Below are 23627 nucleotides of genomic sequence, written 5' to 3' on the forward strand. Positions count from 1 at the left end.
CGCGTTAGCCGTGCGCGTCCGGGAGATCCTCCAGCCAGCCGAGTACCGCCTGCGGGGCGTGGAATCGCGGTACCCCGGGGGCGTCCGGCGGGCGCTCCACCATCACAACCGGCATACCCCGTTCGCGGGCCGCCTGCAGCTTGGCGGCTGTGGCATCGCCGCCGCTGTCCTTGGTCACCAGCACGTCAATCGTGTTTTCCCGCAAAAGGCGCGCCTCGTCTTCGGCCGTGAACGGACCCCGGGCGTGGATCCAGGTGACCCGCGGCAGCGCCGGCGGCGGTTCGGGCGGGTCGATGGTGCGGATCACGTAGTCCAGTTCGGGCGCGGCCTCGAAGGCCTCCAGGTGCTGGCGGCCGGTGGTCAGCAGCACGCGTCGGCCGAGTTCCGGAAGGGCGCGGGCGGCGGCCGCGAGGTCGGGCACGCGGATCCAGCGGTCCTCCGGTCCGGCCTCCCACGACGGTCGGGTCAGGCGGGCCAGCGGGATGCCGGTGTTGCGTGCGGCCGTGACGGCGTTGGCCGAGATCTGCCGTGCGAAGGGGTGGGTCGCGTCCACCAGGGCGTCGACCGCGTGTTCGTGCAGCCAGGCGGCAAGGCCCTCGGCGCCGCCGAACCCGCCGGTGCGCCGAGGCAGTCGCGAGGGCGCGGGCCTGCGCGTGCGTCCGGCCAGCGACACGGTGGCGTGCAGCCGCGGGTGGCCGTCCAGCAGCGGTTCCAGCGCCGCGGCCTCGGTGGTGCCGCCCAGCAGCAGGATCTGCCGTGTGCGCGCCGCCCCGGGGCCGGTATCGGAGGATGAACGGGAGCTCATGAGGATGACCAGTCTAGCCACGAACGAGGAGCGAGCGCCATGGCTGAACATCGTCGGTGTGGGCGCGGAGGGGCTCGCCGGGCTGGCCCCCGATGCCCGCATGGCGCTGGACACGGCGGCGACGGTGATCGGCGGCGCGCGGCATCTGGAGATGCTGCCGGCGCGGCCGGGGCAGGAGCGCCTGGTGTGGCCGTCGCCGCTGGAGACTGCGCTGGACTGGATCGAGGCGCGCGCCGGGCAGCCGCTGTGCGTACTCGCCAGCGGCGACCCCTTCTGGTTCGGGGTGGGCGCGACCCTGATGCGGCGTTTTCCGGTCGCGCAGACCTGCGTCTGGCCGGCGCCCTCGGCGTTCAGTCTGGCTGCTGCGCGCATGGGCTGGCCGCTGCAGCAGACCCGCTGCCTGTCGGTGCACGGCCGGCCGATGGAGGCGCTGCGGCCCTGGCTGCATGACGGCGCGCGACTGCTGGTCCTGAGCCGCGACGGGGATACCCCGGCGGAACTGGCGCACTGGCTGACCGGGCTCGGCTTCGGCGATTCCACCCTGACCGTACTGCAGTCCCTGGGTGCGGACCGCGAGGCGGCCGTCCGCGCGCGGGCCGGGGCCTGGCCTGAGGTCGCGATCGAGGCGCTGAACACCGTGGCGCTGGAATGCCGGGCCGATCCGGCGGCGCAGGTGCTGGCGGCCAGTGCCGGCCGGCCGGAGGCGCAGTTCGAGCAGGACGGTCAGATCACCAAGCGCGAGGTGCGGGCGGTGGCGCTGGCCCTGCTGGCGCCCGGTCGCGGCGAGCGGCTGTGGGACGTGGGCGCCGGCTCCGGTGCCATCGGCATCGAGTGGATGCTGGCGGATCCGGCCAACACCGCCGTGGCCATCGAGCCGCGCGCGGAGCGCCTGGAACGCATCGCGCGCAACGCGAGCACGCTGGGAGTGCCGGCGCTGCGTCCCATCCACGGGCGGGCGCCGGAGGCGCTGGAATACCTGCCGCCACCCGACGCGATCTTCATCGGTGGTGGGCTGACGACGCCCGGGCTGGTGGAACACTGCGTGGAGCGTTTGCGCCCGGGGGGGCGGCTGGTCGCCAGCAGCGTGACGGTGGAGGGTGATGCGGTGCTGGCGGCGGCGCACGAGCGCCACGGCGGCGAGCTCACGCGGATCAACGTCAGTCGCTCGGAGCCGCTGGGCGGCATGGCCGGCTGGAAGCCGCTGCGGCCGGTGACCCTGTGGTCCCTGCGCCGGGGCTGAGGGAAACGCCGAGCGGGGCGCGTGTCCGGGTGACCCCCGGCGTCGGCTTCGCCTCGGCCTGCACGGCCGGCGAGTTGGAGGCACTGGTCCGCGAGGTGCTGGCCGAGGCGCACGCCGTGTTGCGGGCGGGGGGCGGCGAGGCGATCGAGACCCGGCAGCTGGCGGCCCCGGGGCACAAGGGCGACAGCCCGGCGCTGTGGACGGCCGCGCGCGACCTGGAGCTGGAGCCGGTGTTCGCGTCGGCGGCCGCGCTGGCCGCGCGCGACGCTGCCCTGTCCACGGACTCCTCGCGCTCGCGTGCCGCCGCCGGGGTCGGTTCGGTGGCGGAGGCGGCGGCGCTGGCGGTGGCCGGCGACGGGGCGCGCCTGCTGCTGCCGCGGCGGCTCTCGGCACGGGCGAGCTGCGCGGTGGCCGTGCGGACGGTGAACGGGACAGACGGGAATTTCGAGGAGTTTTGATGACGGTTCATTTTGTCGGAGCGGGGCCCGGTGCGGCCGATCTGCTGACTTTGCGCGGGCGCGATCGTATCGCGGCCTGCCCGGTATGCCTGTATGCCGGTTCGCTGGTGCCGGAGGTGGTGCTGGAACATGCCCCGGAGGGGGCGCGCGTGGTCAACACCGCGCCACTGACGCTGGACGCGATCATGGAGGAGATCGAACGCGCCCACGCGGCGGGCCAGGACGTGGCGCGCCTGCACTCCGGCGATCTTTCGGTCTACAGCGCGCTGGGCGAGCAGATCCGCCGGCTGGAGGCGGCCGGGATCGACTACAGCATCACGCCTGGAGTGCCGGCGTTCTCTGCCGCCGCGGCGACCCTGGGGCGGGAACTGACGGTGCCGGAGGTGGCGCAGTCGTTGGTGCTGACGCGCACGCCGGGGCGGGCGTCCTCCATGCCGGAGCGCGAACGGCTGGCGAGCTTTGCCGCCACCGGGGCGACCCTGGCGATCCACCTGTCGCTGCACAATATCGAGACCGTGGTCGAAGACCTGCGGCCGCACTATGGCTGCGATTGCCCGGTGGCGATCGTGTTTCGCGCCAGCTGGCCGGACGAGACCGTGGTGCGCGGTTCGCTGGGGACTATCGCGGAACGGGCGCAGGCCCTGACCACGCGGCGCTCGGCGCTGATCCTGGTGGGGCCGGCGCTGGACCCGGGGGATTTTCGCGACAGTGCGCTGTACGACCCGTCGCACGTGCGCCGTTACCGCGGCATGGACGGGGACTAAGCGGTGGCGCCCCTGATCTTCCGCAGGCAGGGATAACGCCGGTGGGTGTTGTGGGACACGGGGCTTTTCGCCTGCAAGCAGGCTCCCACATCGCCAGGAACCTGTAGATACCGTCTTGCCCTACGGGGTGCAAGGGGTTTCATGGCGGGCTTGATACGGGGTTTGGGATTTGAGCACACCGAAGGCGATGTGCAGGAGTTTGCGCATAGCCGCCCCGATCGCCGACATCTTGGCCTTGCCGCGTGTCAGCAGACGTTGATGCTGGTGTCGCACGTCCGGGTTGTACCGGGTCGCCACCACCGCCGCCATGTAGAGCGCCTTGCGCAGTCGGCTGGAACCGATCTTCGCCAACCGCGAGGGCCGCCGGACCGTGGTCCCCGATTCTTCCAGGACCGGTGCCAGCCCATGGAACGCCGCCGCTTGTCGAGCGCTCGTGAACGCGCGGCTGCGCAGCGCTGCGGTCATCGAGGCCGACAGCACGCGGCCGATGCCGGGGATGCTCTCCAGCAAGGTCCGATCCCGCTTCAGGTGGTGATGGGCGTCGAAGTGATCGTCGATCTGCTGCTGGAGCCGACGGTGTTCCTCACGCAGGGCCTGCAGGACGTTGTCGATCGACGCCTGAGCGAGGGTGTCCTCACTGAAACGCGCCTTCTCCAGGCGGTTCTCTTCGCGCCGCATATCCTGTTCCAGAGCCTCCAGGCGGCTGAGCAGGCGCTTGAGTTCCCGCACCTCCGGCGGTTCGGGCTGCCAGCGTCGTGGTGCGCGTTCGATGCCGTAGCGGGCCAGCATCATGCTGTCCTTGCGGTCGGTCTTGTTGCGCACCCCCATGCCCTTGGCATGCGAACGCACCTGGGCCGGGTTCAGCACGTGGACCTGCACCCCCTGATCATGAAGCCAGTACGCCAGCGGCTCGTGGTAGATGCCGGTGGCCTCCAGATACACATGGAGCCCCTCGGGGGTCTCGCCGGTGTTGCGCTCGAGCCAGTGCAGCAGCTCCCGGTACTGGTCTTGGCGGTTCGGGAACACCTTGGGCTTCACCTTGCCCGCCTCCAGATCCCGGACCCACATGCAGTCGAGCTTGTTCTTGCTAACATCAACGCCAATATGAGCCATCTCGTCCTCTCGCCTTGTCCGTACAGCCTCACCCGTCCGTCACGGAGGGGGGTCTTGGATACCGTTCAAACTTCGAGATGAGAAAGGACTCGGGGGCCAATCTACAGAACAGGTTCGTGACCTCAGGAGCCTGACGGGTTACCCGAGCCCAATACGGTTCATGGTAGCGATCCGTGAACCGCAAGACACAAGGAGTCTGCTTGCAGGCGAAGGCGGTTTCTTCCCGATCAGGGTCATGGCAAGGGGCCGCCATGCGGCGGCCCCTTGGTTCCCGGCCGGTTTAGCGGCGGCGGTAGTTGTCGTGGCAGGCCAGACAATGGTGGCGCACGCCGTTCAGGGCCTCGGTGGCGCGAAGCTGGAAGTCTTCGTTCTCCAGGTCGTCGGCCGACTCCACCTTGCGCTGCAGTCGTTCGGCGGCCTCGCGGTAGGCTGCCTTGTACTCGGAGAACTCCGGGTCCTCCCAGGCCGCGGGCAGGGCCCCGGGTTCGCCGTCCCGCGCTGGTGTCTCGCGTGCGAACCAGGTTTCGATGTCGTCGGCGCGGCGCGCCAGTTCCTCGGCCAGACCGGGCAGACGTTCGGCGAATGGTGCGTCATAACGCAGGATCTGCTCGATGCTGCGGTAGGTGGCCGAGGTGCCCTGCATGCTCTGCTGACGGAAGCGCTGGAAGGCCTCGGTCGCATCCACTTTGGCCGGATCGTCCAGGGTCTCGTCATAGTCGCCCCAGGGGCCCGGCATTGTGACAGTGACCTCCGCGGTGGCCGGGCTGCCGGTGGCAGCCAGCAACAGGATCGCAAAGAGGGTGGTTCTCAACGGGTGGTGGATCGGTTGCATCCAGTTCATGTCGATTCTCCCGGTCATTTCTCAGAAGCGGAACTGGTGCTGCAGGTGCAGCTCCCAGTCCGAGGTGTCGGTGTCGCGGTCCAGCCACATCAGTTGGGTCTTGTGCCGCTGGCCACGGTGATACCAGTTGAGGCCGGCACCCCATTCACGCTGCCAGCGCTCGTCAGTGCCAAGATCGTCGCCTGCGTCGTGGCGCAATACGGCGTGGCGCGCGGCGAACTCCAGTCCCTCCACCGGCAGCGACTGCGCCAGTTCCAGTTCGGCCCCCAGGTCGTGGTAGCTCGCGGTGCGGTCGGGGGAGACATCGCGGCGGAAGGCCGCCAGCGACAGCGAGGTATGGGCGAACTTGACCACCGCGTCGGCGGTGGCGGTGATCCAGTCGGCGCGTTGGTTGGCCACCGTGTCTTCGATGCCGCGGCTCCAGTCGCGCAGGTGGTTGCGGCTGGCGGCCTGTACGCCGGCGCCCAGGGCGACGGTGCGCTCCACGGCCTGGCCTAACGTGGTGTTGTCACGTGGGACTGCGCCGACCGGGGCCCACGCGCCGCGCGCACTGAACAGGTGGCCGGATGTGGAGGGGCGATCGTCGCGCTGATCCAGACGCCCGCGACCGTCAAACACGCCGATGGCCCATGCCCGGTTGTCGCCGGCGCCGCCCAGCAGGGCGATACCGGTGTCGCGGCCGGCCGGAACCTCGAACTGGTTGCCGGCGATGCTCAGTTCGGTGAACAGGCGGTTGGGTCCGCCGATATCCCGCGACAGGCCGAAGGGGACCGTAAACTGGCCAGCCCGCAGGCCCAGGTGTTCACCCAGTGCGTACTGCAACCAGATGTCGCGCATGGACAGCTCGCCGCTGCTGAAATCCGGCTGCAGGCGGAAGCTCAGATCGGGGTGGAACAGGGTGCCCGAGGTGTCCAGCCAGGCACGACGGAAGTCGAATTCGCTGCTGGAGCCATCCGGGTCTCGTTCGTAGCTGTAGCGGCCCTGGATCAGCGGATCCAGGGTGACCTGCAGGCCGTCTTCCGCGTCGCCGAATTCGAAGCCGGCTTGTGCCGGCGCGATGCCCGCGGCCGTCATCAGGCACAGGGTGGCCAGGGCCGGGACGGCATGCTGTCCCGGTCGGAGATGGGTATGGTTCATTGTTGGGTTGCTCCCTTGGACGCGCGACCCCGCACGCCGTGGATGAAACGACGCCGGAAGCTGGACAGGGAGCAGGGGAGGCCGGGCGATGCGAGCACGCCGGTCTGGCCCGCTCGGCCGCCCACCGCGGCGTCGGGTGTCGTCCAGGCCGGTCTCCGGACTCGCGAAGTGGATGCGCGATGCATCCAGGGCGGATCGCCTTCCCGCGGGCATCCCGGGGATGCGCCGCAGTGGCATTGGATCCGCCCGTCTCCGCCTACCGTTGCGGGGGCAGTGCCGGCCTTGCGAATGTCGATTCGCGCACCGGCTTCCCGATTATCCCCGGCGGCTGAGCGCCGGGGCACCTAGAGAGGGGCGAACCGTAATGGAGGGAAAAGAGGGGGTCAAGTTTGTCCGGGTATCCCGGGAAACGGTGTAGTGGGGGCGAACCCGGCTCCCCTGGAGGCTGATAATTGATGCAGATCATCTCCGGGGCGGATTTTGATCGCGACCAGGTTTCCGCGTCTGTAGGGTGGGTTTTAAGTGGTTTGGACCGAGTCTATTTCGGTTCGCGCCGATATCCGCTTCTCAGATGTCTGTTACTCATCTGTTACTCAAGGGAGACCTGTATGAAAACGCTTTCCGGATTCCGCATGACGGCGCTGGCCGCCTGTGCGGCCCTGGCGTTCGGGGCGGCGGCCCCGGCCGCGGCCGATACTGACTATTCCGAGTACCGCGACGTATTCGAGCCGCTGCCGGCGCTGCCGCCGATCCCGGCGGATAACTCGATGACCAAGGAGAAGATCGAGCTGGGCAAGATGCTCTTCTTCGAGCCGCGCATCTCCAGCTCCGGCGTGATCTCCTGCGCGACCTGCCATAACCCGGCGCTGGGCTGGGCGGACCGCATCCCGCGCGCGGTGGGCCACGACGGCCAGGTGGGCGAACGCAATACCCCGACCGTGCTGAATTCCGGCTTCTTCACCGCCCAGTTCTGGGATGGTCGCGAGGACGATCTGGAGGGTCAGGCCCTCGGTCCGATCCAGGATGCGATCGAGATGGCGATGCCGCTGGAGGAGGCGATCGCGCGCCTGGAGGAGTTCAACGAGTACCAGGAGAAGTTCGAGGCGGCCTATCCCGACTATGACGGCGACAACGTGATCAACACCGACCACGTGGCGAAGGCGCTGGCGACCTTCCAGCGCACGCTGAACACCCCGAACTCGCCGCTGGATCGCTGGCTGGCCGGGGACGAGGGCGCGATGAGCGAGCAGCAGATGCGCGGAATGAAGCTGTTCGCCGACAACGGTTGTGTGGCTTGCCACAGCGGCCCGGCATTGACCGACAGCAACTTCCACCGCATCCAGGTGCCGGGCTCGGAGGACAAGGGTCGCTATCTGGTCACGGGCGACGAGGCCGACAAGTTCGCCTTCAAGACCCCGACCCTGCGCAACGTCGCGCTGACCTACCCCTACATGAACAACGGCGAGACCGCCACGCTGGACGAAGCGATCCGCATCATGGGGCAGGAGATGCTGGGCATGGAGTTCAGCGATGACGAGGTCGCGGACATCGAGGCCTTCATGCATGCACTGACCGGCGAAATGCCGCGCTTCGACATCCCTGCGCTGCCGTAACTGGCCGCACTGGGATCGGGTGTTTCAAGCCCCCTCCGGAGACGGAGGGGGCTTTTTCGTGGTCAGGACTATTCGACCGTGATGGTGATCTTCTCGGAAACAACTGGTGGGTCGAAGCTGATGTGGCGGTAGTCCATGAACAGCAACTGCAGGGTGTATTCGCCGGGTTCCAGTTCCAGCTCGCCCTCGGTCTGCCCGCCACCGAAATGGCGCTTGTGGTCGGAGAAGGGCAGCGAGACATCCAGGTCCACCTCGTCGAGCGGCTTGTTCACCAGCAGGTGGTGGTGGCCGGTGTTGTCCATCTCTACACCGGCCGGGGCGACACCCATGTCTCGCAGGCCCATCTGGACCCGCACCGGGCTTTCGAGCGTTTCGCCATCCTGCGGGCTGATGAAATAGACCTTCGCGCCATCCGGCGGTGCAATACGATCGGCGGCCGTGGCGGTGCCGACCAGGGCAAGGCCTCCCGTCAGCACGAGCAGCGTGGAGAGCCGAGTAAGAGTGGTGTTCATGGGTGCTCCTTGGACCCGCGTGCGGGCAGTCGGTTGGCTCGTTTACGAGTATAGTCGGCGGTCCGCGCGGCAGTACGGTGGCGTTCTGCTACCCTATGCGCCTTCGTTTTCCACCTCCCGATCGAGACGAGTAGCCCGCATGAGTTTTCGCACCCGTTTTGCCCCCAGTCCAACCGGCTATCTGCATATCGGTGGTGCCCGCACCGCGCTGTTCTCCTGGCTGTATGCGCGTCACCACGGTGGTGAGTTCGTGCTGCGTATCGAGGATACCGACCTGGAGCGCAGTACCGCGGAGTCGGTGAACGCGATCCTCGAGGGCATGAACTGGTTGGGGCTGACCTACGATCACGGGCCGTTCTACCAGACGGAACGCTTCGACCGGTACAAGGAAGTGATCGACCAGTTGATGGCGACGGGCCACGCCTATCGCTGCTACTGCACCAAGGAAGAGCTGGATGCGATGCGCGAGGAGCAGAAGGCGCGCAAGGAAAAGCCACGCTACGACGGACGCTGCCGCACCCGCACCGAACCGCGCGAGGGGGTGGAGCCGGTGATCCGTTTTCGCACCCCGGACGAGGGTGTGACGGTTGTCGACGACATGGTGCGCGGCAAGGTCGCCTTCCAGAACCGCGAACTGGACGACCTGATCATCGCGCGCTCCGACGGCTCGCCGACCTACAACCTGACGGTCGTGGTCGATGACATGGACATGGGGATCACCCACGTGGTCCGCGGCGATGACCACCTGAACAACACCCCGCGCCAGATCAATATCCTGAAGGCGCTGGGTGTCGAGCCGCCACGCTACGGCCACCTGCCGATGATCATGGGCCCGGACGGGGCCAAGCTGTCCAAGCGCCACGGCGCGGTTTCGGTGATGCAGTACCGCCACGAGGGCTACCTGCCAGAGGCACTGCTGAACTATCTCGTCCGTCTGGGCTGGGCGCATGGCGATCAGGAGATCTTCTCGGTGGACGAACTGGTGCGCCTGTTCGATATCGAGGACGTGAATCAGTCCGCCTCGGCGATCAACCCGGACAAGCTGTTGTGGTTGAACCAGCATTACATCAAGACGCTGGACCCGGATCATGTGGCGCTGGAGTTCGGCTGGCACCTGGGTCAGCTGGGCATCGATCCGGCCAATGGCCCGGCGATGCGCGACGTGGTGATCGCTCAGCGTGAGCGAGCGCGCACCCTGCGCGAGATGGCCGAGAACAGCGTGTACTTCTACCGCGAGTTCGAGGACTACGACGAGAAGGCCGCGCGCAAGCAGCTCACCGCCGAGGCCCTCCCGGTGCTGCAGACGCTGCATGACGGTTTCAGTGCGCTGGGTGCCTGGGAGAAGGAGCCGCTGCACGAGGTCGTGGTGCACACCGGCGAGCGGCTGGATCTCAAGCTGGGCAAGGTCGCGCAGCCGCTGCGTGTGGCCCTGACCGGCAGTACGGTATCGCCGCCGATCGACGACACCCTGGTGCTGATTGGGCGTGAGCGATCACTGGCTCGAATCGAGCGGGCGTTGAAGAAAATTTCGGCGGAAGCGGGTTGACACTCCAGGGGGTGCTGGCTACAGTACGCGCTCGCCTGACACGGGGCCATAGCTCAGCTGGGAGAGCGCCTGCATGGCATGCAGGAGGTCGGCGGTTCGATCCCGCCTGGCTCCACCAAATTCGGGTGTAAGCGAGTTCACCGATGCATCGTTTTGGGGTTATATCCATCTGGGTGGGTCTGGTGATCGCAGTGGTTGGACTGTTCGGCGGTTTCGGGCTGATGTTCACCGGGGAGCAAACCTGGTCCAAGCCCCTGATTGCGGCGGTTCCGATCGGATTTCTTCTGGTGTTTACCGGTGTTGTAACCACGATCATTTATCGTGAGACCGCCGGAGGTCACAGAAGCGGCCGGCCCCAGGGCCCGCCAAACTAGCAACAAGACGTTGCCTCTACGTCCCCATCGTCTAGAGGCCTAGGACACCGCCCTTTCACGGCGGCGACCGGGGTTCGAATCCCCGTGGGGACGCCATTATTCCGAAAAGGCCCGAACCGAAAGGTTCGGGCCTTTTCTTTTGTGCAGGACGCTACCCGTGCTGGCCCGGGATCGCTTCAGGCGAGCCGCGGGTTCTGCTGCAGCGCCTGCTCGGATGGGTGTCGTCGGGGGATGATGCAGTGGTTGATGCGCAGGAGTTCGCGTTCGCTCCACTGGCGCCAGACGTCATCGCGAGCAAAGCGGGCATAGTCGAGCAGGGTTAATCGTTCGATATTCGGGTTGCCGTGGTCGTGGGCCAGACGGCGTGCCCGCTCCAGCTCCTGCCAACCCTCGTTGTCGGTGCCGTCGCTGTGTTCCAGCAGCGCATGGGCACGCAGTCGCCGGATTGCGGGCTCGAAGCCGTGGTCGCCTCGTTTCAGGCAGTTGGTCAGTGTAGCGGTGGCGATCTGCAGACGCTCAGAAGGCTTGGCTCCGGTTGCATGCAGTGCGTCGAGCAGGAAGAGCTGAAAGATGGTGCTGACGCCATCCATGATGTGGCGCAATGCGTCTGCCTGTTCCCGGAGTGGTGCCACGGCCGAGGTGTCGCCCTGGCGCGCCAGGGCCCAGTGCTGTAGTGCCAGGCCTGAGGCCCGCCAGAGGGGATAGTCATAGTCCTCGGCAATCGCGAGCGCGCGGCGGGCGGAGGTCAGGGCTTCGTCAGGGTCGTCGGCGAAGAAGCCAAGCGCTGCCCGGAAGGCGTATACAAAGGCCTCTGTGGGGCGGTGCTCCAGCGCTGCGGCCTCGGCGCAGGCCGCATCCATTTCCTCCCACGCGCGAGCGTGGTTGCCGAAGAAGAGGAGCGTCCAGGCCATGAAGCCGCGTGAGCTGATCGCGGGGTTCTCGGTGTGGCGCGCGACCAGGTGCGGGTGGTCGTCTTCGCGGTACAGGGCGAGCGCCTGGGTCTGGTGTTCCAGCGCCAGCGGTAGCTGGCCACTCCAGAAGTGCGTGTTGCCTTGTACGTAGTGTGCGGCGATTCGTAGCAGGCGGTCGTTCGACTGCTCTGCGACCTGTTCCATGTCGTTGGCCAGTCGGTGGGCTTCATCAAAGCCGTGCCAGGATCCGGCGCCGTGCCAAAGGCCCCAGAGCACACGGAAGTACTGCACCGCATCTCGCTGAGGCGCGGTGATGCCCAAGGTGCGTTCGAAGATCGCGTGGACCGTGCGGGAGCCGTACCCCAACAGGGCGAGGTTTGAGGCACCCAGTCCGCCCAGAGCTCGCTGCGTCTGCGCGTCGCGTTCTTCCGAGGGTTCCCGGTCGCCTAGCTCGCGATCGAGACAGCTGAGGGCATCTTCGAAGTAGTGTGATGCCTCCAGCAGCATGCCCCGGGCGAACGCCGCCTCTCCCGCCTCGAGCCAGGCGGGCACGGCCTCGTCCACACGTCCGGCGTGATAAAGATGGCTGGCCACCTGGCCCCAGTCGATATTGCTCGTGCCTTGATCGTCACGCAGGAGATCCGCCAGGCGGCCGTGAAGACGCGTTCGTTCGGCCACCAGCATGGATTCGTAGGCAGCCTGCTGGAATAGGGCGTGACGGAAACGGTAGCGCACACCGTCCAGGACGCCGACCGGCTCGACGAACCCGCGGCCCGTGAGGCGGCTGAGCTGGCGGCGGATCGTGTCGGCTGGCTGCTCCAGGAGGTGACTCAGGATGCGTGTATCAAAATCGCGTCCGATTACGGCGGCGGCGTGGGCCAAATCCCGCGCGGTCCCGGTTTGTTCCAGGCGTGCCACCAGCAGATTGGCCAGCCCGGGCGGCAAGGTGTCGGGGAGGGTCCCCGTGCGCGCGGCTTCGAGGGTGTAGCGCGTCAGCTCCTCGAGAAAAAGCGGGACGCCCTCGCCGCGTTCGATGAGTTGCGCGCGCAGGTGTTTCGTCAGGCGATGCCGGGTGTCGCAACGCTCGATGAGTTCATGTGCAGCCTGGTCGGGCAGGGCGTGCAGTCGCAGATGCTCAAGCGGGACATCGCGCCAGTTGGAGCGAAAGCTCATGCGGGCCGTGAGCAGGGTCAGCAACGGGCGGTCATGCAGGCGCTGATACAGGCGTCGAAGGAATTCGGCCGTGCCGGAATCCATCCAGTGCAGGTCGTCACAGATCAGCAGGAGGGGGCCTCGGCGGGCTCGGCGCCGGGCGAGCTCGACGAGGACATCAATGATGTGATCCCGGTCGAGTCCCTGCGCGGCCAGCGCTTCGAGCCCGTTGCTGTCCGGGTGTGTGAGCCAGTGCGCCAGGGCGTCGGCGATGTCCGCATCGAGTGAGCGAGCGGTGCCGAGGACCCGTGCCAGTCGCCGCTGGCGGCTGGCATTCATGCTGCCGAGTCCAAGCCAGGTGGCGAACGCCTGACGCACGGGCGCCAACAAGTGCCGCGAGCGGTCCTCGCGGCACTTCAGCAGGAAGCGCGAGCGCGCCTGGCCGCGGATGCGCTCGTCGAGGTGTCGTGCGAGACGGCTCTTGCCCAGTCCGGCTTCACCCTGGATCAGTACAAAGTGCGGCTTGTGATGTTTGAGTGTCTGGCGCCAGATTTGGTGCAGGCGCTCAAGCTCCTCTGTGCGTCCCGCCAGGGGGGTGAGGCCACCTCGGGCGTGCTGGGCATCGACACGATCCAGGGGGCCGGGGTCGCCCGTGACGCGCTGGCTTCCTTCGGGTGCTCCCGTGCCCGCGTGAGGGCTGAAGAGAAAATATCCCGAGACGCGCTGGTGCACGGATGGAGAGACCACGAGCGTTCCCGTGTCGGTCGAACGCGCCAGAGCCTGCGCGCGCTGGCTGAGCTGGCCAGCGGGGTCGGGGGTGTCCGGGTCGACCCCTGTTACGATGAGGTCGGTATCGACGCTTATGCGCAGCTGACAGTCGCTTGGTGCTGTCTGCAGGACTTGCCAGGCGGCGTGGACGGCATCGACAGTGGCCTGCTCGCGTCCTGCAGGATAGCCAAAATAGGCGAGGAGGCCGCAGCCAGGGGCCCGAACGACATGGCCCCGATGGTTCAGCAAGACCAGGTCCAGTTGCTCCAGCGTGTGTTGCATGCGTTCATGCTGCAGCTCTACGTCAAGGTCGGAGTCCGCCTGGACAAGGCAGGCCACGACGGTGACCCGGCGGCGCTCGGCACGCAGGGAGGCTGTCTCGGGTGTGGCAGTCGGAGACACCGTGGCCGGTGCCTTTGGTGTTGGGACCAGGATTTCGTCGCGGGTTCGCACCAGTAACTGACCAGGGCCATCGACCGCCTGGCGCTCCAGGCGGCCAAAGTGTTCCAGCGCCCGCTCGCGGTTACCCATGCCGGCCAGGGTCAGCATGACCAGACGGTGCAGAGCCTCTTCGTGGGGCTCCATCGCCACCAGGCGCTGGAGCTCGGTGAGCAGGGCCTCGGCGTCTGAGGAATGACAGAGAACGTCGAGATTTTCCTCGATCAGAAGGAGCAGCTGGGACCAGTAGTGGTCGCGCTGTGTCTGTGCCCAGGCGGCGAGCTCGGGGAGATCCTGGAGTGCGCGCACGGGATCAAGAAAGGGCCCATGGTAGTGGCGGATGCTCGCGAGGGTATGTGCGGCCAGTTCGTTGCAGCTCAGGTGGCTGCGGTCGGCCCGCAGGCGGTGCAGGGCGAGGAAATCGATCTCGGTGTGCCGGGCTGAAGCTGAAAGTGGACGTAGCGCGGTGTGGCTTCAAGCAGGGCGGTGGGCAGGTCCGGGAGTTGGCGCCGCAGCTGAAAGAGGCCCTGGCGCAGGTTGACACGTGCGCTGTCGCTGTCCAGCTCGGGCCAGAACAGGTGCGCCAGCTCCTGGCGTGGAACGCGCCGTGGACATTCGGCCGCCAGGTAGGTCAGCAGCAGCCCCAACTTGGTGCCGGACAGGGCGGGCACATCTCGTCCCTCGACCCGCACGCCGACTGTGCCGAAGGTCGTGATCTCCAGATGAGCCAACCATCCCCCCTATCGCAAACGCCGGGTGCATGCCAACAGACGACGTCGCCGCTGTTGCCGGTGCCCGGGTGGTTATTGCGTGTCTTGCCCGCGCTGTCTGGCCGCGAGACGATATCACCTGGATTGTAACGGGATTTGAGGGGCCGGGTCAGTCGATCCGGATGGTGGTGTATCCCTGCCGCTCATAGCCCATGATGGACAGGAAGGTGTTGCCCACCAGATGGACGCCCGGGATCAGGTCCTCCTGGCCCAGATCAAAGCGACGGGTGGCGATGTAGCAGGCCTCCATATGGACGCCATCCAGCTCCTGGATGTCGGCCAGGCGGTCATGGATGTGGCGTACTGCCGAGACGTCCTCGATCTCCAGGTGGTTGGTGTCGCGCGCGATCAATGCGGCGGCACCGCCGCGAAACGCGAACACCATGTTCGGTTCCAGGCCCTGGCGCACCATGTCCTCGTAGGTCTCCTCGATGACGCTCAGCCGGGCAATCAGACGTTCGGGGTCGCCAATGGTGATGTCCCAGAGGATCTGGCCGTGTTCGGCGCCTGCGAGTGCACGCTCGTCTGAGGGCTTTTCTGCCGCCACCGGACCCGTGAGCAGGAAGGCCAGCAGGACAGGACCGATCATGCCGATCAGCCGGTATTTCATGGCGTACTCCTTGCCGACCCGGAGCCGGTTTCTGGGTGACTATGTCTCAAGTTTAGGGCATGGGGACCCGTGTGTGCATGAGCCGCCATGCCTTTGCCTGCTCCGAGGGGCGGCCGCGATGGCCGCCCTCGCGTCTCCCTAGTGCCCGTGGTAGCCGTTGTGCAGGTACTCGACACCATCGAGGTTTTGCACCTGGATCTCGCGTACCGGGATGAAGCGCGCGGAGCCGGGTGCGACGATCTCCTCAGTCACGCGGATGCGGTAGGGGGCTTTGGAATTCAGGATCTGCCCTACGTAGCGCTTGCCCTCGTGGGTCACGCGTACCGGGGTGGTTTTGTCGTGGCGGCTGAAGTTGTAGCTGACGCCTTTGGGGTAGTGCAGGTTGCGTTCGGAAAAGGTCATGTCTGGGCCTTGCTGGATGATGTTCTTTAATTGGGTGAAGTCTTCTTGATGGCCTCGAAGGCCTCGAGTGCGGCCTGGCGGCTGGCTTTCAGATCGACGATCGGGTCGGGATAGCCCGGGGTGCCGCCGGCGCCCGGGGCGTGAATATACCGTGTTTCGGTCTTCTTGAGCACCGGCAGAAAGCTTCGCACGAATCGCCCGTCCGGGTCGTATTGTTCCCCCTGGCGTTGCGGGTTGAAGATCCGGAAATAGGGTGCCGCGTCGGCGCCGCAACCGCCGGCCCACTGCCAGCCCAGGGTGTTGGAGGCGAGATCGGCGTCGACCAGGGTGTCCCAGAACCATCGGGCGCCGTGTCCCCAGTGCAGGCGCAGGTTCTTGGTCAGAAACGAGCCCACGACCATGCGCAGGCGGTTGTGCATCCAGCCGGTTTCCCACAGCTGGCGCATCGCTGCGTCCACGATCGGGATGCCGGTGCGGCCCTGCTGCCACGCGGCGAGGTCGGCCTCCGATTCGCGCCAGGGGAAATCTTCGAAGCGCGGGTTCAGGGGCTGTTCCGTCGTGTGCGGGAAGTGATAGAGCACATGGTGCGCAAAATCGCGCCAGCCGAGTTCACGCACGAAGGACTCGGGTCCCTTGTGATCCAGGCTGACGCCGGCATCGCGCAGTGCGCGCAGCACCTGGCGCGGCGAGACCTCGCCAAAATGCAGATGCGGTGACAGCCGCGAGGTGCCGTCCTGGTCGGGACGGTCGCGGCTGTCGGCATAGCCTGCGATCGCCTGCTCGAGGAACCGCTCCAGGCGGTCCCGGGCGCCACGCTCGCCGGGCGTCCAGGTGGCGCGCAGGCCGCCGGCCCAGTCGATTGGTGGCAACAGTTCCAGGTCGTCGAGCATCAAGGAACGCGGTGGTTTCCCGGGCGCCGGCAGGCGGGAAGGGGCGGGGAGCGGGTTCTGTTCGATCCCGCGCTGCAGGCAGGCGCGCCAGAACGGGGTGAAGACCCTGTACGGGCCGCCCTGGCCGGTCTCGACATCCCAGGGCTCGATCAACAAGGCCGCGTTGAAGCTGCGAACATCCAGTCCGTCGGCGCGCAGCCCGGCCTTGATGCCCTGGTCACGCAGGACGCGAGCGGGTTCGTAGACGCGGTTCCAGTACACGGCCGTGGCCCCGGTCTCGGCGACCAGCTCGCGCAGGGTGTCGAGGCTCGGGCCGGCGCGCACCACCAGAGGGCTGCCGGCCTTGTTCAGCGCCTCGTTGAGCGACTGCAGGCTGTGGTGCAGCCACCAGTTGGAGGCGGCCCCGGGGGGCCACTGCAGGTCCTCGTCCGGGGCATGAATGAAGACCGGGATCACGGCCCCGCCGCGCTCGACGGCGGCATGCAGCGCGGGCTGGTCGGCCAGGCGCAGGTCCTGGCGCAGCCAGACGAGGGTGGGTCCGGGCATCAGAGTCGCTCCCCCTGGCGCAGCCGTTCGCGGATCGCGGCGGCCTGTGTGCGAATGGCCTGAAGGCGTTCGGTGTCCATCTTCTCGACGTGCTTCCACTGCAGCGCGGTGCGCGGATGATTCGCGAAGCGATCGCGGTGGCGATCGAGGAAGTCCCAGTAGAGGGTTGTGAATGGACAGGCGTCGTCGCCCAGCGCCTCGGTCGGGTGATAGCGACACTGCGTGCAGTAGTTGCTCATGCGCTGGATGTAGCGCCCGGTGGCGACATAGGGCTTGGAGGCCATGCGGCCGTCATCGGCGTGCTGCGACATGCCGATGACGTTCGGCATCTCCACCCATTCCACCGCATCGACGTAGATGCCCAGATACCACCCGTGAATGGCGGCCGGTTGTACCCCCAGCAGCTGCGCGAACAGGCCGGTGACCATCAGGCGCTGGATGTGGTGGGCATAGCCAAGACGCAGGGTCTGCCCGATGGCTTCGTGCAGGCAGTGCATCTCGGTGTTGGCATCCCAGTACAGCGCCGGCAGGGGCTCCCCGGCTTCGAGCGCGTTCCACTCGTGCCAGCGCTCGCCGAAATGGAAATACAGGCCGCGCACATACTCGCGCCAGCCCAGGATCTGACGGACAAAGCCTTCCGCAGCGGCCAGCGGGGTATGGCCACTGTGCCAGGCGCCTTCCGCCGCAGCGATTACCTCGCGCGGGCCGAGCAGGTGCAGATTCAGTGCGGCGGACAGGCGGGCGTGGTACAGCCAGGGCTCGCCGCTCCACATCGCGTCCTGGTATTGGCCGAAGTGTGGCAGCCGATGGGCGATGAAATCATCCAGGGCCTCGCGCGCCTGTGCGGGTGTGACCGGCCAGTCGAAGTCCTCGCAGCGGCCGGGGAGGTCGGGCAGCTGCTCGGCGATGGTCTGGATCACCTTGCGCGTGAGGGCGTCGGGCGGGAAGGCTTTTGGCGTTGGCAGCCGGCCGGGGCCTTCGCGGCCGAAATGCCGCCGGTTCTCGGCGTCGAAGTTCCACTGGCCGCCGGCGGGTCCGCCGCCCTCCATCAGTACATCAAGGCGGCGGCGCTGGTCGCGGTAGAAATACTCCATCCGCAGTTGCTTGCGGGCCCCGGCCCACTCGGAGAATGCCTCGAGCGATACCAGGAACAGCGGGTCGGGCAGGACGGTGAGCGTGACCCCGGCGCTGCGGCAGGCCGCCTCCAGTCCGCGCTGTACGCGGATTTCGCCAGGTTGCAGGACCTGAACCTCGCACGGACGCAGGCGGCGCAGATCGGCCTCCAGGACGGACTCGAGCGTGTGGTGCCTGTGTTCGCCCAGGGCATGGTAGTGCAGCGTCCACCCGTCCTCGCGCTGGCGCCGGGCGAAGTGTCGCATCGCCGAGAGGAACAGCACCGTACGGGCGGTGTGTGACCGGACATGCAGCGATTCGCCCGGCACCTCGGCCATCCACAGGGCGTCACGGGACGGGTGCAAGGCCTCCAGAGCGGGGTGTGGCTGGGCGAGCTGGTCACCTAGGACCACCAGTAATCTCGTCGGGTGGTCGTTTGCGGTCGGAGGTTGGCCGGAGTCCACGAGCCGTGGTGGACCGGCTCAGTGAGGCAGCTGCCGGCTGAGGAGTTCGGCCGCTTCGAGCGGCGCGCCGGGCAGCACTTCGATCTCGCGCTGATGATCCATCTGGGCGAGTTCCAGCGCGGCGGAACCCGCCAGATAGCAGCGCGGACCGGGACGACTCAGGATGGCCTCGACGCGCGGCAGTTCGGGCGAACGCATCAGCTGCGAGGATCCATGGATGATCACCGCAGGGGCCGACAGACGCTGCACCAGTGCCTCTAGGGCCTGGGGGCTGGTGGCGTCGAACAGCGGAAGGGTCTTCAGGCCCCGTCGGGCGCAGGCCAGCTGCAGTAACATCCCGCCCACTTGCTGGTGCCCGCCCCCCAGTACCAGGCACGGGATCGAGGGGCCCTCGCAGGCCCGGATCGCGGCGCGCAGCTGGTCGGAAAAGGCCGCGGTCGCCCAGGCCGCGAAAACCGCCAGGCGAACCTCGCCTTCGGGCGAGTGCCGCGATTCCTCGCGCAGACGCCGATAGACGTCGAGAAAGGCGCTTTCGTGCACGCCGTTCCAGCCGTGGCGCATGACCAGGCGGGCGTAGGTCCTTTCCAGCTGACTAACGTCCAGTTCCGCGGCAGAGGCATAGAGCGCCTCGGCCAGTGGGTCGAGCGTGTGAGGGGCAATACCGGGTTTGCTGCTGCCCGTGCGATTGTGGTTGGCGGGCGCTTCGGATTCGGTGTGCGGCGAGGAGGGCAGTTCCACCGTTGCGTTTTCGCTGGCCAGGACCCGATGGACCTGGGAGACCGGAATCCCTTGGTCGAGCAGCTCCAGTATGCGCTTGATGCGGGCAATGTCGTCTGCGCTGTACAGCCGATGACCCTTGGGCGTGCGCATCGGGCGAATCAGCCCGTAGCGGCGCTCCCAGGCGCGCAGAGTGACGTCATTGATCCCGGTCTCCGCGCACACGTGGCGGATGGGATAAAGACCTTCCTGTTCGGATGTGCCCAATTGTGTCGCGCTGGCCATTGGTTAATTGTACAGCATCTGTACGGATCATGTACTACGTATTCGGGCCGAGCATCGGCCGTACTGATGGTTGCCGTCAACCCCGAGCTCGACCGCTCCCTCGCGATTGGCCACCAGGCCTTCATGGGGTATCTCCGTTGGAATGAACCCGAACGGGGTTTAGTCCCCTAATAGGGCAAAGGATCCCATATGGAGGCGAACCATGCCGCAGGACGGACACAGAGCGCGACATCCGGTCATTCGGGCCAGTTCCATGCTGGGCGTGATTACAGCCCTGTCCTTGGCTGTGGCCATGCCGGTGCAGGCCAATCCCGAAATGGCAGAGAGTATTTCCCCGTACCTCCGGTTGCATGTCGACGACCCGGTACAGTGGCGTGCCTGGGATCCTGCGCTGCTGGAGAAAGCCCGTGAGGAACAGCGCCCGCTATTGATCTCGAGTGGGTACTACTCCTGCTATTACTGCCATGTCATGCAGGAGGAGAGTTTCCAGGACGATGGCATTGCCGAGCGCCTGAACGAGCATTTCATCCCGGTCAAGGTCGATCGCGAGGTGAACGGCGCGCTCGATACCTATCTGCTCGAGTTTCAGCGCGCGACCGCCGGGGCAACCGGCTGGCCGCTGAACGTGGTGGTCACGCCCGAGGGGTACGCGCTCACAGGCGTGGTGTATGCCCCGCGTGATCAGTTCGCGGAGTTCCTGGACGGCATTACCGATCGCCTCGCGGCAGACTACGACAGGCTTCTGGAGCTCGCTCGCCGCGGCAGTGACGAGCTCTCCGAACAACTGCGCAAGGGCGAAGAGCCCATGTCGGACAGTCGGGCGGCGCGTCTGCCGCAGGTCCTCTGGAACGCAATGGAACGCGAGGCCGATGACCTCCAGGGCGGGTTCGGGAGTTCGACCAAGTTCCCGCATTCGCCGTGGCTGCGCGCGATGCTCGAGGCCGAACAGGCTGGCAAGGCACCGGACTGGGTCCCGGAATTTCTCGAGATCACGCTGGACGAGATGAGCGGGTCCGGGCTGCGTGACGTCCTGGGTGGCGGGTTCTTTCGTTATTCCGAATCGCCGGACTGGGACGAGCCGCATTTCGAAGTGATGCTGGAGGACCAGGCCCAGCTGGCATGGATTTACCTCAAGGCGGGCAAGCACTTCGATCGCGATGACTGGGTCGATATCGGCCTGGAGAACCTCGATTTCGTGAAGCGCGACATGGCCCTGCGCGAGGATGACCTGGGCGAACAGGCCGACGTCGGTCCCGAGGGCTTTCGTGGATTCGCGGCCAGTCTCTCGGCCATCGACGAGCAGGGGCGCGAGGGCGGTGCGTACCTGTGGCCTGAGGAGGACCTCGACGCTGCGTTGGCGGAGCACGAGCACCCGGAACTGGTGCGGGCCTATTTCGGGATGGAAGGGCCCTCGGTGTTCGACCTCGGATACCTGCCGCGTGGAGGCGATTCCATCACGCAATTGGCCGAGCGCTTCGAGCTCGACGAGGAGGTGGTGCGGGAGCAGGTGGACAGTGGCCGCGAGGCCCTGATCCAGGCTCGCGAGGAGCGCGGTCTGCCGCGCGACGAAAAGGTCCTGACCGGGGCGCATGGGCTGCTGCTTTCCGCGCTGTCGCTTGCAGCCGACCACGACGAGCGCTTCGAGGAGGCCGGAGAGGCCGTGCGCTCGTGGTTGCTGGAGGTGGCCGAGTCGCCCGACGACTTGCCGACGCTGATGGGCCTGCCGAGCGACGATGCCGGCGGTGCGACGCTGAACGACTACGCCTATGTTGCCCAAGGGCTTCGTGACTGGGATTCGGTACGCGACAGTGGTGATCGCGACGCCGCGATCGCCTTGCTGGAGACGGCCTGGGAGCGTTTCCGTGATGACGACGGCTTTCGGTCCGAGCCGGAACCCCCGCTGCCCGGGATGATCTCGCAGCGCTTCCATCCGGCGGTGCATCGGCCGTCGCCGACCACGCTGATCCTGCGGATGACCGAAGAGTGGCTGGAGCACAGCGAGGCGCTCAGGACGGCCTTCGAGGAATACGACTTGCGCCCGGGGCGCGGAGTCGAAGGGCAGCCGAAGCATCATGCGCGGCTGATCCTCTGGTTCGAGGAACGCGACTGATCGCCAGCGCCCGGCGTGTGTCGCACCTGTCCGGTGCCGTTGAGGCTGGGCGTGGTTCGTCTTTCAGTGTTTACGGTGGCTTCGGTCCGCCGCCTGCCTGCGCTGTCTCGCCAGCGCGCCGCGAGGTACTTTCTTGCTTGCCCAAGAAAGTACCCAAAGAAGGGCACCCGGATTCCGCCCGGGGACCTTGCTCCAGGGTCCTCGGGACGGCGGCGCTGAAACTCGCTGCGCTACGCTCCGCTCAGACAGTCAGCGCCTCTCTTCCGTCCCGAGGACCCTTCCGCAAGGGGCTTCATACGGGGGGATGAAGGTCAAAACAGAAGGTATCCCCACGCCTGCAGCCAACTCCAGCGCCGTAGGGTGCGGTTGACTACAGCGAAACGCACCGTTCCGACGTCGGGGCAACCCTGATGCGATTCGCCGCGCTCATCCGCATCCTACATTGGGTCTGGCACCCGCTAGCGGGCGCGGCACGCCAAGGCCGAAGGCCGAGCTTGCCCAAGATGTTCGAAGACCTAGCCTCCATCCATAAGCACAAGCGCCAGAGCAGCTGTTGTCTTGACCTTCACCCCCGTTGTCGTCGCGCCGAGTGGAGAGGGTTTTCGCGGGAAGAGAGGCGCTGACTGTCTGAGCGAAGCCGAAGGCGCAGCGAGTTTCAGCGCCGCCCGCGAAAAGCCTCGGAGCGAGGGAAACCCCGGCCCGCTGTGCGGGCCGGGGTCGCGGCAGGCGGCGGACCGAAGCCACGATAAACACCAGAGGACGAACCAGGTCCAGCCTTAACGGCGCGAAAGGTGGCCGGGGGGGCTACCTGGGTGTTAGCCCGGCAGGGCGGTCGAAGGGGGGCTCAGTCGCTCTGTAGTGGTCAAGCGATTTCGGACACCTCGATAGGAGGTTCGGCTGTCCATTTTCGCTCGTAGGCGTTGGGCGACAGGTAGCCCAAGGTCGAGTGCATCCGGCGCTCGTTGTAGAAGCCGACGATGTAGTCGGTGATGTCCCGGGTGGCCTCGCCATGGTTGGCGTAGTCCCGCCGCCAGACCCGCTCCATCTTCAGGTTCAGGAAGAAGCGCTCGGCCACCGCATTGTCCCAGCAGTTACCCCGCCGGCTCATGCTGGCCCGGGCGCCGTGCTGCGCCAGCACACGCCGCCAGGCGTCGCTGGTGTACTGACAGCCCTGGTCGGAGTGGACCAGCAGACCGGGCTCGGGTTGCCGGCTCTGCAGCGCCATGCGTAGCGCACTGCAGGCCAACTCGGCATCCAGCCTTCGGCTCATGGACCAGCCCACCACCTTGCGGTTGAACAGGTCCAGCACCGCCGCCAGATACGTCCAGCCGGTGCGGGTCCGGATGTAGGTGATATCCGTCACCCAGGCCGCGTTCGGGCGCGATGGCTGGAACTGCCGGTCCAGGTGGTTTTCCACCACCGGCGCGGTCGCATCCCGCTGGGTGGTCACGACGAACGCCCGCTTCCAGACCGGGCGCAGGCCCTGTTCCCGCATCAGACGGCGGACCCGGTAGCGGCCCACCGTCACACCGTCCGAACGCAGGGCGGCCTGCACACGGCGGCTGCCGTAGGTCCATTCCGACTGCTCGAACGCCTCCTTGACCCGTGCCTCCAGTGCACACGGCTGGCGCGGCCGCCGGCGGCGCGTCTGCGCCGCGTAGTAGCCCGACCGGTTCACCTCCAGCAGATCACACACCCGCTTCACCGGAGCCTTCTTCGCCAGCGTCGTGATGCAGCGAACCATCACAGCAGTTCCCGGGCGAAGAAGGCCGAAGCCTTTTTTAGTAGGGCCTTGTCCTCTCGCAGTCGGCGGTTCTCTTCCTCCAGCTCCCGGATCCGGCGTTGCTCCGGCGTCAGGGGGCGACCATCACCCGCCTCGCCGGATCGATCCGCCTTGAGCTGCTCGACCCAGCGCCGGACCGCCGTCTCGCCGACCCCCGTATCCCGCACCACCTGCGGCACACCCTGGCCCTCGTCCACCACCATCCGGGCAACCCGAAGCTTATACTCCGGATCAAAATTCCTGCGTCCCATATCGTCTCCTCGAT

18 protein-coding genes, 2 tRNA genes, 1 pseudogene and 1 riboswitch are annotated in these 23627 nt (G+C 66.9%); of the genes and pseudogenes, 9 read left to right on the forward strand and 12 right to left on the reverse strand.

What is annotated here, in order from left to right; genetic code table 11:
- Positions 1 to 4: 4 nt before the first annotated feature.
- Positions 5 to 805 carry a cobalt-precorrin-6A reductase gene (locus tag TK90_RS04050; RefSeq protein ID WP_012982218.1) on the reverse strand — a complete coding sequence of 267 codons (801 nt, stop codon included), beginning with the start codon at positions 803 to 805 and terminating at the stop codon, positions 5 to 7.
- Positions 806 to 809: 4 nt separating this feature from the next.
- Between TK90_RS04050 and TK90_RS04055 the strand changes: the two genes are divergently transcribed.
- Genes TK90_RS04055 through cobM form a run of 3 tightly spaced genes read left to right on the forward strand, consistent with a single transcriptional unit; the run spans position 810 to position 3267 of the window.
- Positions 810 to 2045, forward strand: a complete 1236-nt coding sequence (locus TK90_RS04055; protein WP_012982219.1) for a bifunctional cobalt-precorrin-7 (C(5))-methyltransferase/cobalt-precorrin-6B (C(15))-methyltransferase — start codon at positions 810 to 812, stop codon at positions 2043 to 2045.
- A 29-nt stretch (positions 2046 to 2074) separates the two neighbouring features.
- Entirely contained in the window at positions 2075 to 2503 is a 429-nt protein-coding gene (locus tag TK90_RS04060) for a cobalamin biosynthesis protein (protein ID WP_012982220.1), read from the forward strand.
- Positions 2503 to 3267, forward strand: coding sequence for a precorrin-4 C(11)-methyltransferase (gene cobM, locus TK90_RS04065; RefSeq protein ID WP_012982221.1), 765 nt, complete (start codon positions 2503 to 2505; stop codon positions 3265 to 3267). The genes TK90_RS04060 and cobM overlap by 1 nt, the downstream gene beginning before the upstream one ends.
- A 120-nt stretch (positions 3268 to 3387) precedes the next feature.
- Here cobM and TK90_RS04070 read toward each other — a convergent pair whose 3' ends face one another.
- The 3 genes from TK90_RS04070 to TK90_RS04080 all read right to left on the reverse strand — a co-directional run bounded on the left by TK90_RS04070 (position 3388) and on the right by TK90_RS04080 (position 6358).
- Positions 3388 to 4380: an IS110 family transposase gene (locus TK90_RS04070; protein ID WP_012981642.1), complete on the reverse strand. Its 993-nt coding sequence runs from the start codon at positions 4378 to 4380 to the stop codon at positions 3388 to 3390.
- Between the two features lie 280 nt (positions 4381 to 4660).
- Positions 4661 to 5221 (reverse strand): cytochrome c, encoded by a 561-nt coding sequence (locus TK90_RS04075; protein ID WP_012982222.1) that lies wholly within the window; start codon positions 5219 to 5221, stop codon positions 4661 to 4663.
- A 21-nt stretch (positions 5222 to 5242) separates the two neighbouring features.
- The gene (locus TK90_RS04080) at positions 5243 to 6358 is read right to left on the reverse strand and encodes a porin (RefSeq protein ID WP_012982223.1); all 1116 of its coding nucleotides are present in this window, start codon (positions 6356 to 6358) and stop codon (positions 5243 to 5245) included.
- A 128-nt stretch (positions 6359 to 6486) separates the two neighbouring features.
- Positions 6487 to 6721, reverse strand: a riboswitch (cobalamin riboswitch).
- A 269-nt stretch (positions 6722 to 6990) separates the two neighbouring features.
- On the opposite strand from TK90_RS04080, the gene TK90_RS04085 reads away from it, so the two are divergent.
- On the forward strand, positions 6991 to 7971 hold the full coding sequence (locus tag TK90_RS04085) for a cytochrome-c peroxidase (protein ID WP_041444182.1): 981 nt from the start codon (positions 6991 to 6993) through the stop codon (positions 7969 to 7971).
- 68 nt (positions 7972 to 8039) lie between these two features.
- Here TK90_RS04085 and TK90_RS04090 read toward each other — a convergent pair whose 3' ends face one another.
- Positions 8040 to 8483, reverse strand: coding sequence for a DUF4399 domain-containing protein (locus TK90_RS04090; RefSeq protein WP_012982225.1), 444 nt, complete (start codon positions 8481 to 8483; stop codon positions 8040 to 8042).
- A 139-nt stretch (positions 8484 to 8622) separates the two neighbouring features.
- On the opposite strand from TK90_RS04090, the gene gltX reads away from it, so the two are divergent.
- The 4 genes from gltX to TK90_RS04110 all read left to right on the forward strand — a co-directional run bounded on the left by gltX (position 8623) and on the right by TK90_RS04110 (position 10499).
- Positions 8623 to 10029, forward strand: a complete 1407-nt coding sequence (gene gltX / locus TK90_RS04095) for a glutamate--tRNA ligase (RefSeq protein ID WP_012982226.1) — start codon at positions 8623 to 8625, stop codon at positions 10027 to 10029.
- A gap of 42 nt (positions 10030 to 10071) precedes the next feature.
- Positions 10072 to 10147 (forward strand) — tRNA-Ala (locus tag TK90_RS04100).
- A 25-nt stretch (positions 10148 to 10172) separates the two neighbouring features.
- Positions 10173 to 10403 carry a hypothetical protein gene (locus TK90_RS04105; RefSeq protein ID WP_012982227.1) on the forward strand — a complete coding sequence of 77 codons (231 nt, stop codon included), beginning with the start codon at positions 10173 to 10175 and terminating at the stop codon, positions 10401 to 10403.
- A gap of 20 nt (positions 10404 to 10423) precedes the next feature.
- Positions 10424 to 10499 (forward strand) — tRNA-Glu (locus TK90_RS04110).
- An 80-nt stretch (positions 10500 to 10579) separates the two neighbouring features.
- On the opposite strand, the pseudogene TK90_RS04115 reads toward TK90_RS04110, so the two are convergent.
- The 6 genes and pseudogenes from TK90_RS04115 to TK90_RS04140 form a co-directional block, all read right to left on the reverse strand.
- Positions 10580 to 14403 (reverse strand): annotated as a pseudogene (locus tag TK90_RS04115) (AAA family ATPase).
- Between the two features lie 148 nt (positions 14404 to 14551).
- Complete coding sequence (locus tag TK90_RS04120; RefSeq protein ID WP_012982230.1) at positions 14552 to 15052, reverse strand: hypothetical protein; 501 nt, start codon at positions 15050 to 15052, stop codon at positions 14552 to 14554.
- A gap of 138 nt (positions 15053 to 15190) precedes the next feature.
- Positions 15191 to 15454 carry a hypothetical protein gene (locus tag TK90_RS04125; protein ID WP_012982231.1) on the reverse strand — a complete coding sequence of 88 codons (264 nt, stop codon included), beginning with the start codon at positions 15452 to 15454 and terminating at the stop codon, positions 15191 to 15193.
- Positions 15455 to 15480: 26 nt separating this feature from the next.
- Positions 15481 to 16890 (reverse strand): deoxyribodipyrimidine photo-lyase, encoded by a 1410-nt coding sequence (locus TK90_RS04130; protein WP_012982232.1) that lies wholly within the window; start codon positions 16888 to 16890, stop codon positions 15481 to 15483.
- On the reverse strand, positions 16890 to 18416 hold the full coding sequence (locus TK90_RS04135) for a cryptochrome/photolyase family protein (RefSeq protein ID WP_041444183.1): 1527 nt from the start codon (positions 18414 to 18416) through the stop codon (positions 16890 to 16892). The genes TK90_RS04130 and TK90_RS04135 overlap by 1 nt, the downstream gene beginning before the upstream one ends.
- A gap of 69 nt (positions 18417 to 18485) precedes the next feature.
- Complete coding sequence (locus tag TK90_RS04140) at positions 18486 to 19469, reverse strand: MerR family transcriptional regulator (protein ID WP_012982234.1); 984 nt, start codon at positions 19467 to 19469, stop codon at positions 18486 to 18488.
- Between the two features lie 253 nt (positions 19470 to 19722).
- Between TK90_RS04140 and TK90_RS04145 the strand changes: the two genes are divergently transcribed.
- Positions 19723 to 21579: a thioredoxin domain-containing protein gene (locus TK90_RS04145; protein WP_041444305.1), complete on the forward strand. Its 1857-nt coding sequence runs from the start codon at positions 19723 to 19725 to the stop codon at positions 21577 to 21579.
- 862 nt (positions 21580 to 22441) lie between these two features.
- Here TK90_RS04145 and TK90_RS04150 read toward each other — a convergent pair.
- Positions 22442 to 23613, reverse strand: a protein-coding gene (locus TK90_RS04150; protein WP_148216244.1) for an IS3 family transposase whose coding sequence is annotated in 2 segments (ribosomal slippage) — positions 22442 to 23355 and positions 23355 to 23613 — 1173 coding nt in all. Because the reading frame shifts where the segments join, the coding sequence is not laid out codon by codon here.
- Between the last annotated feature and the right edge of the window lie 14 nt (positions 23614 to 23627).

It is taken from the genome of Thioalkalivibrio sp. K90mix, assembly GCF_000025545.1.
GTDB lineage: Bacteria > Pseudomonadota > Gammaproteobacteria > Ectothiorhodospirales > Ectothiorhodospiraceae > Thioalkalivibrio.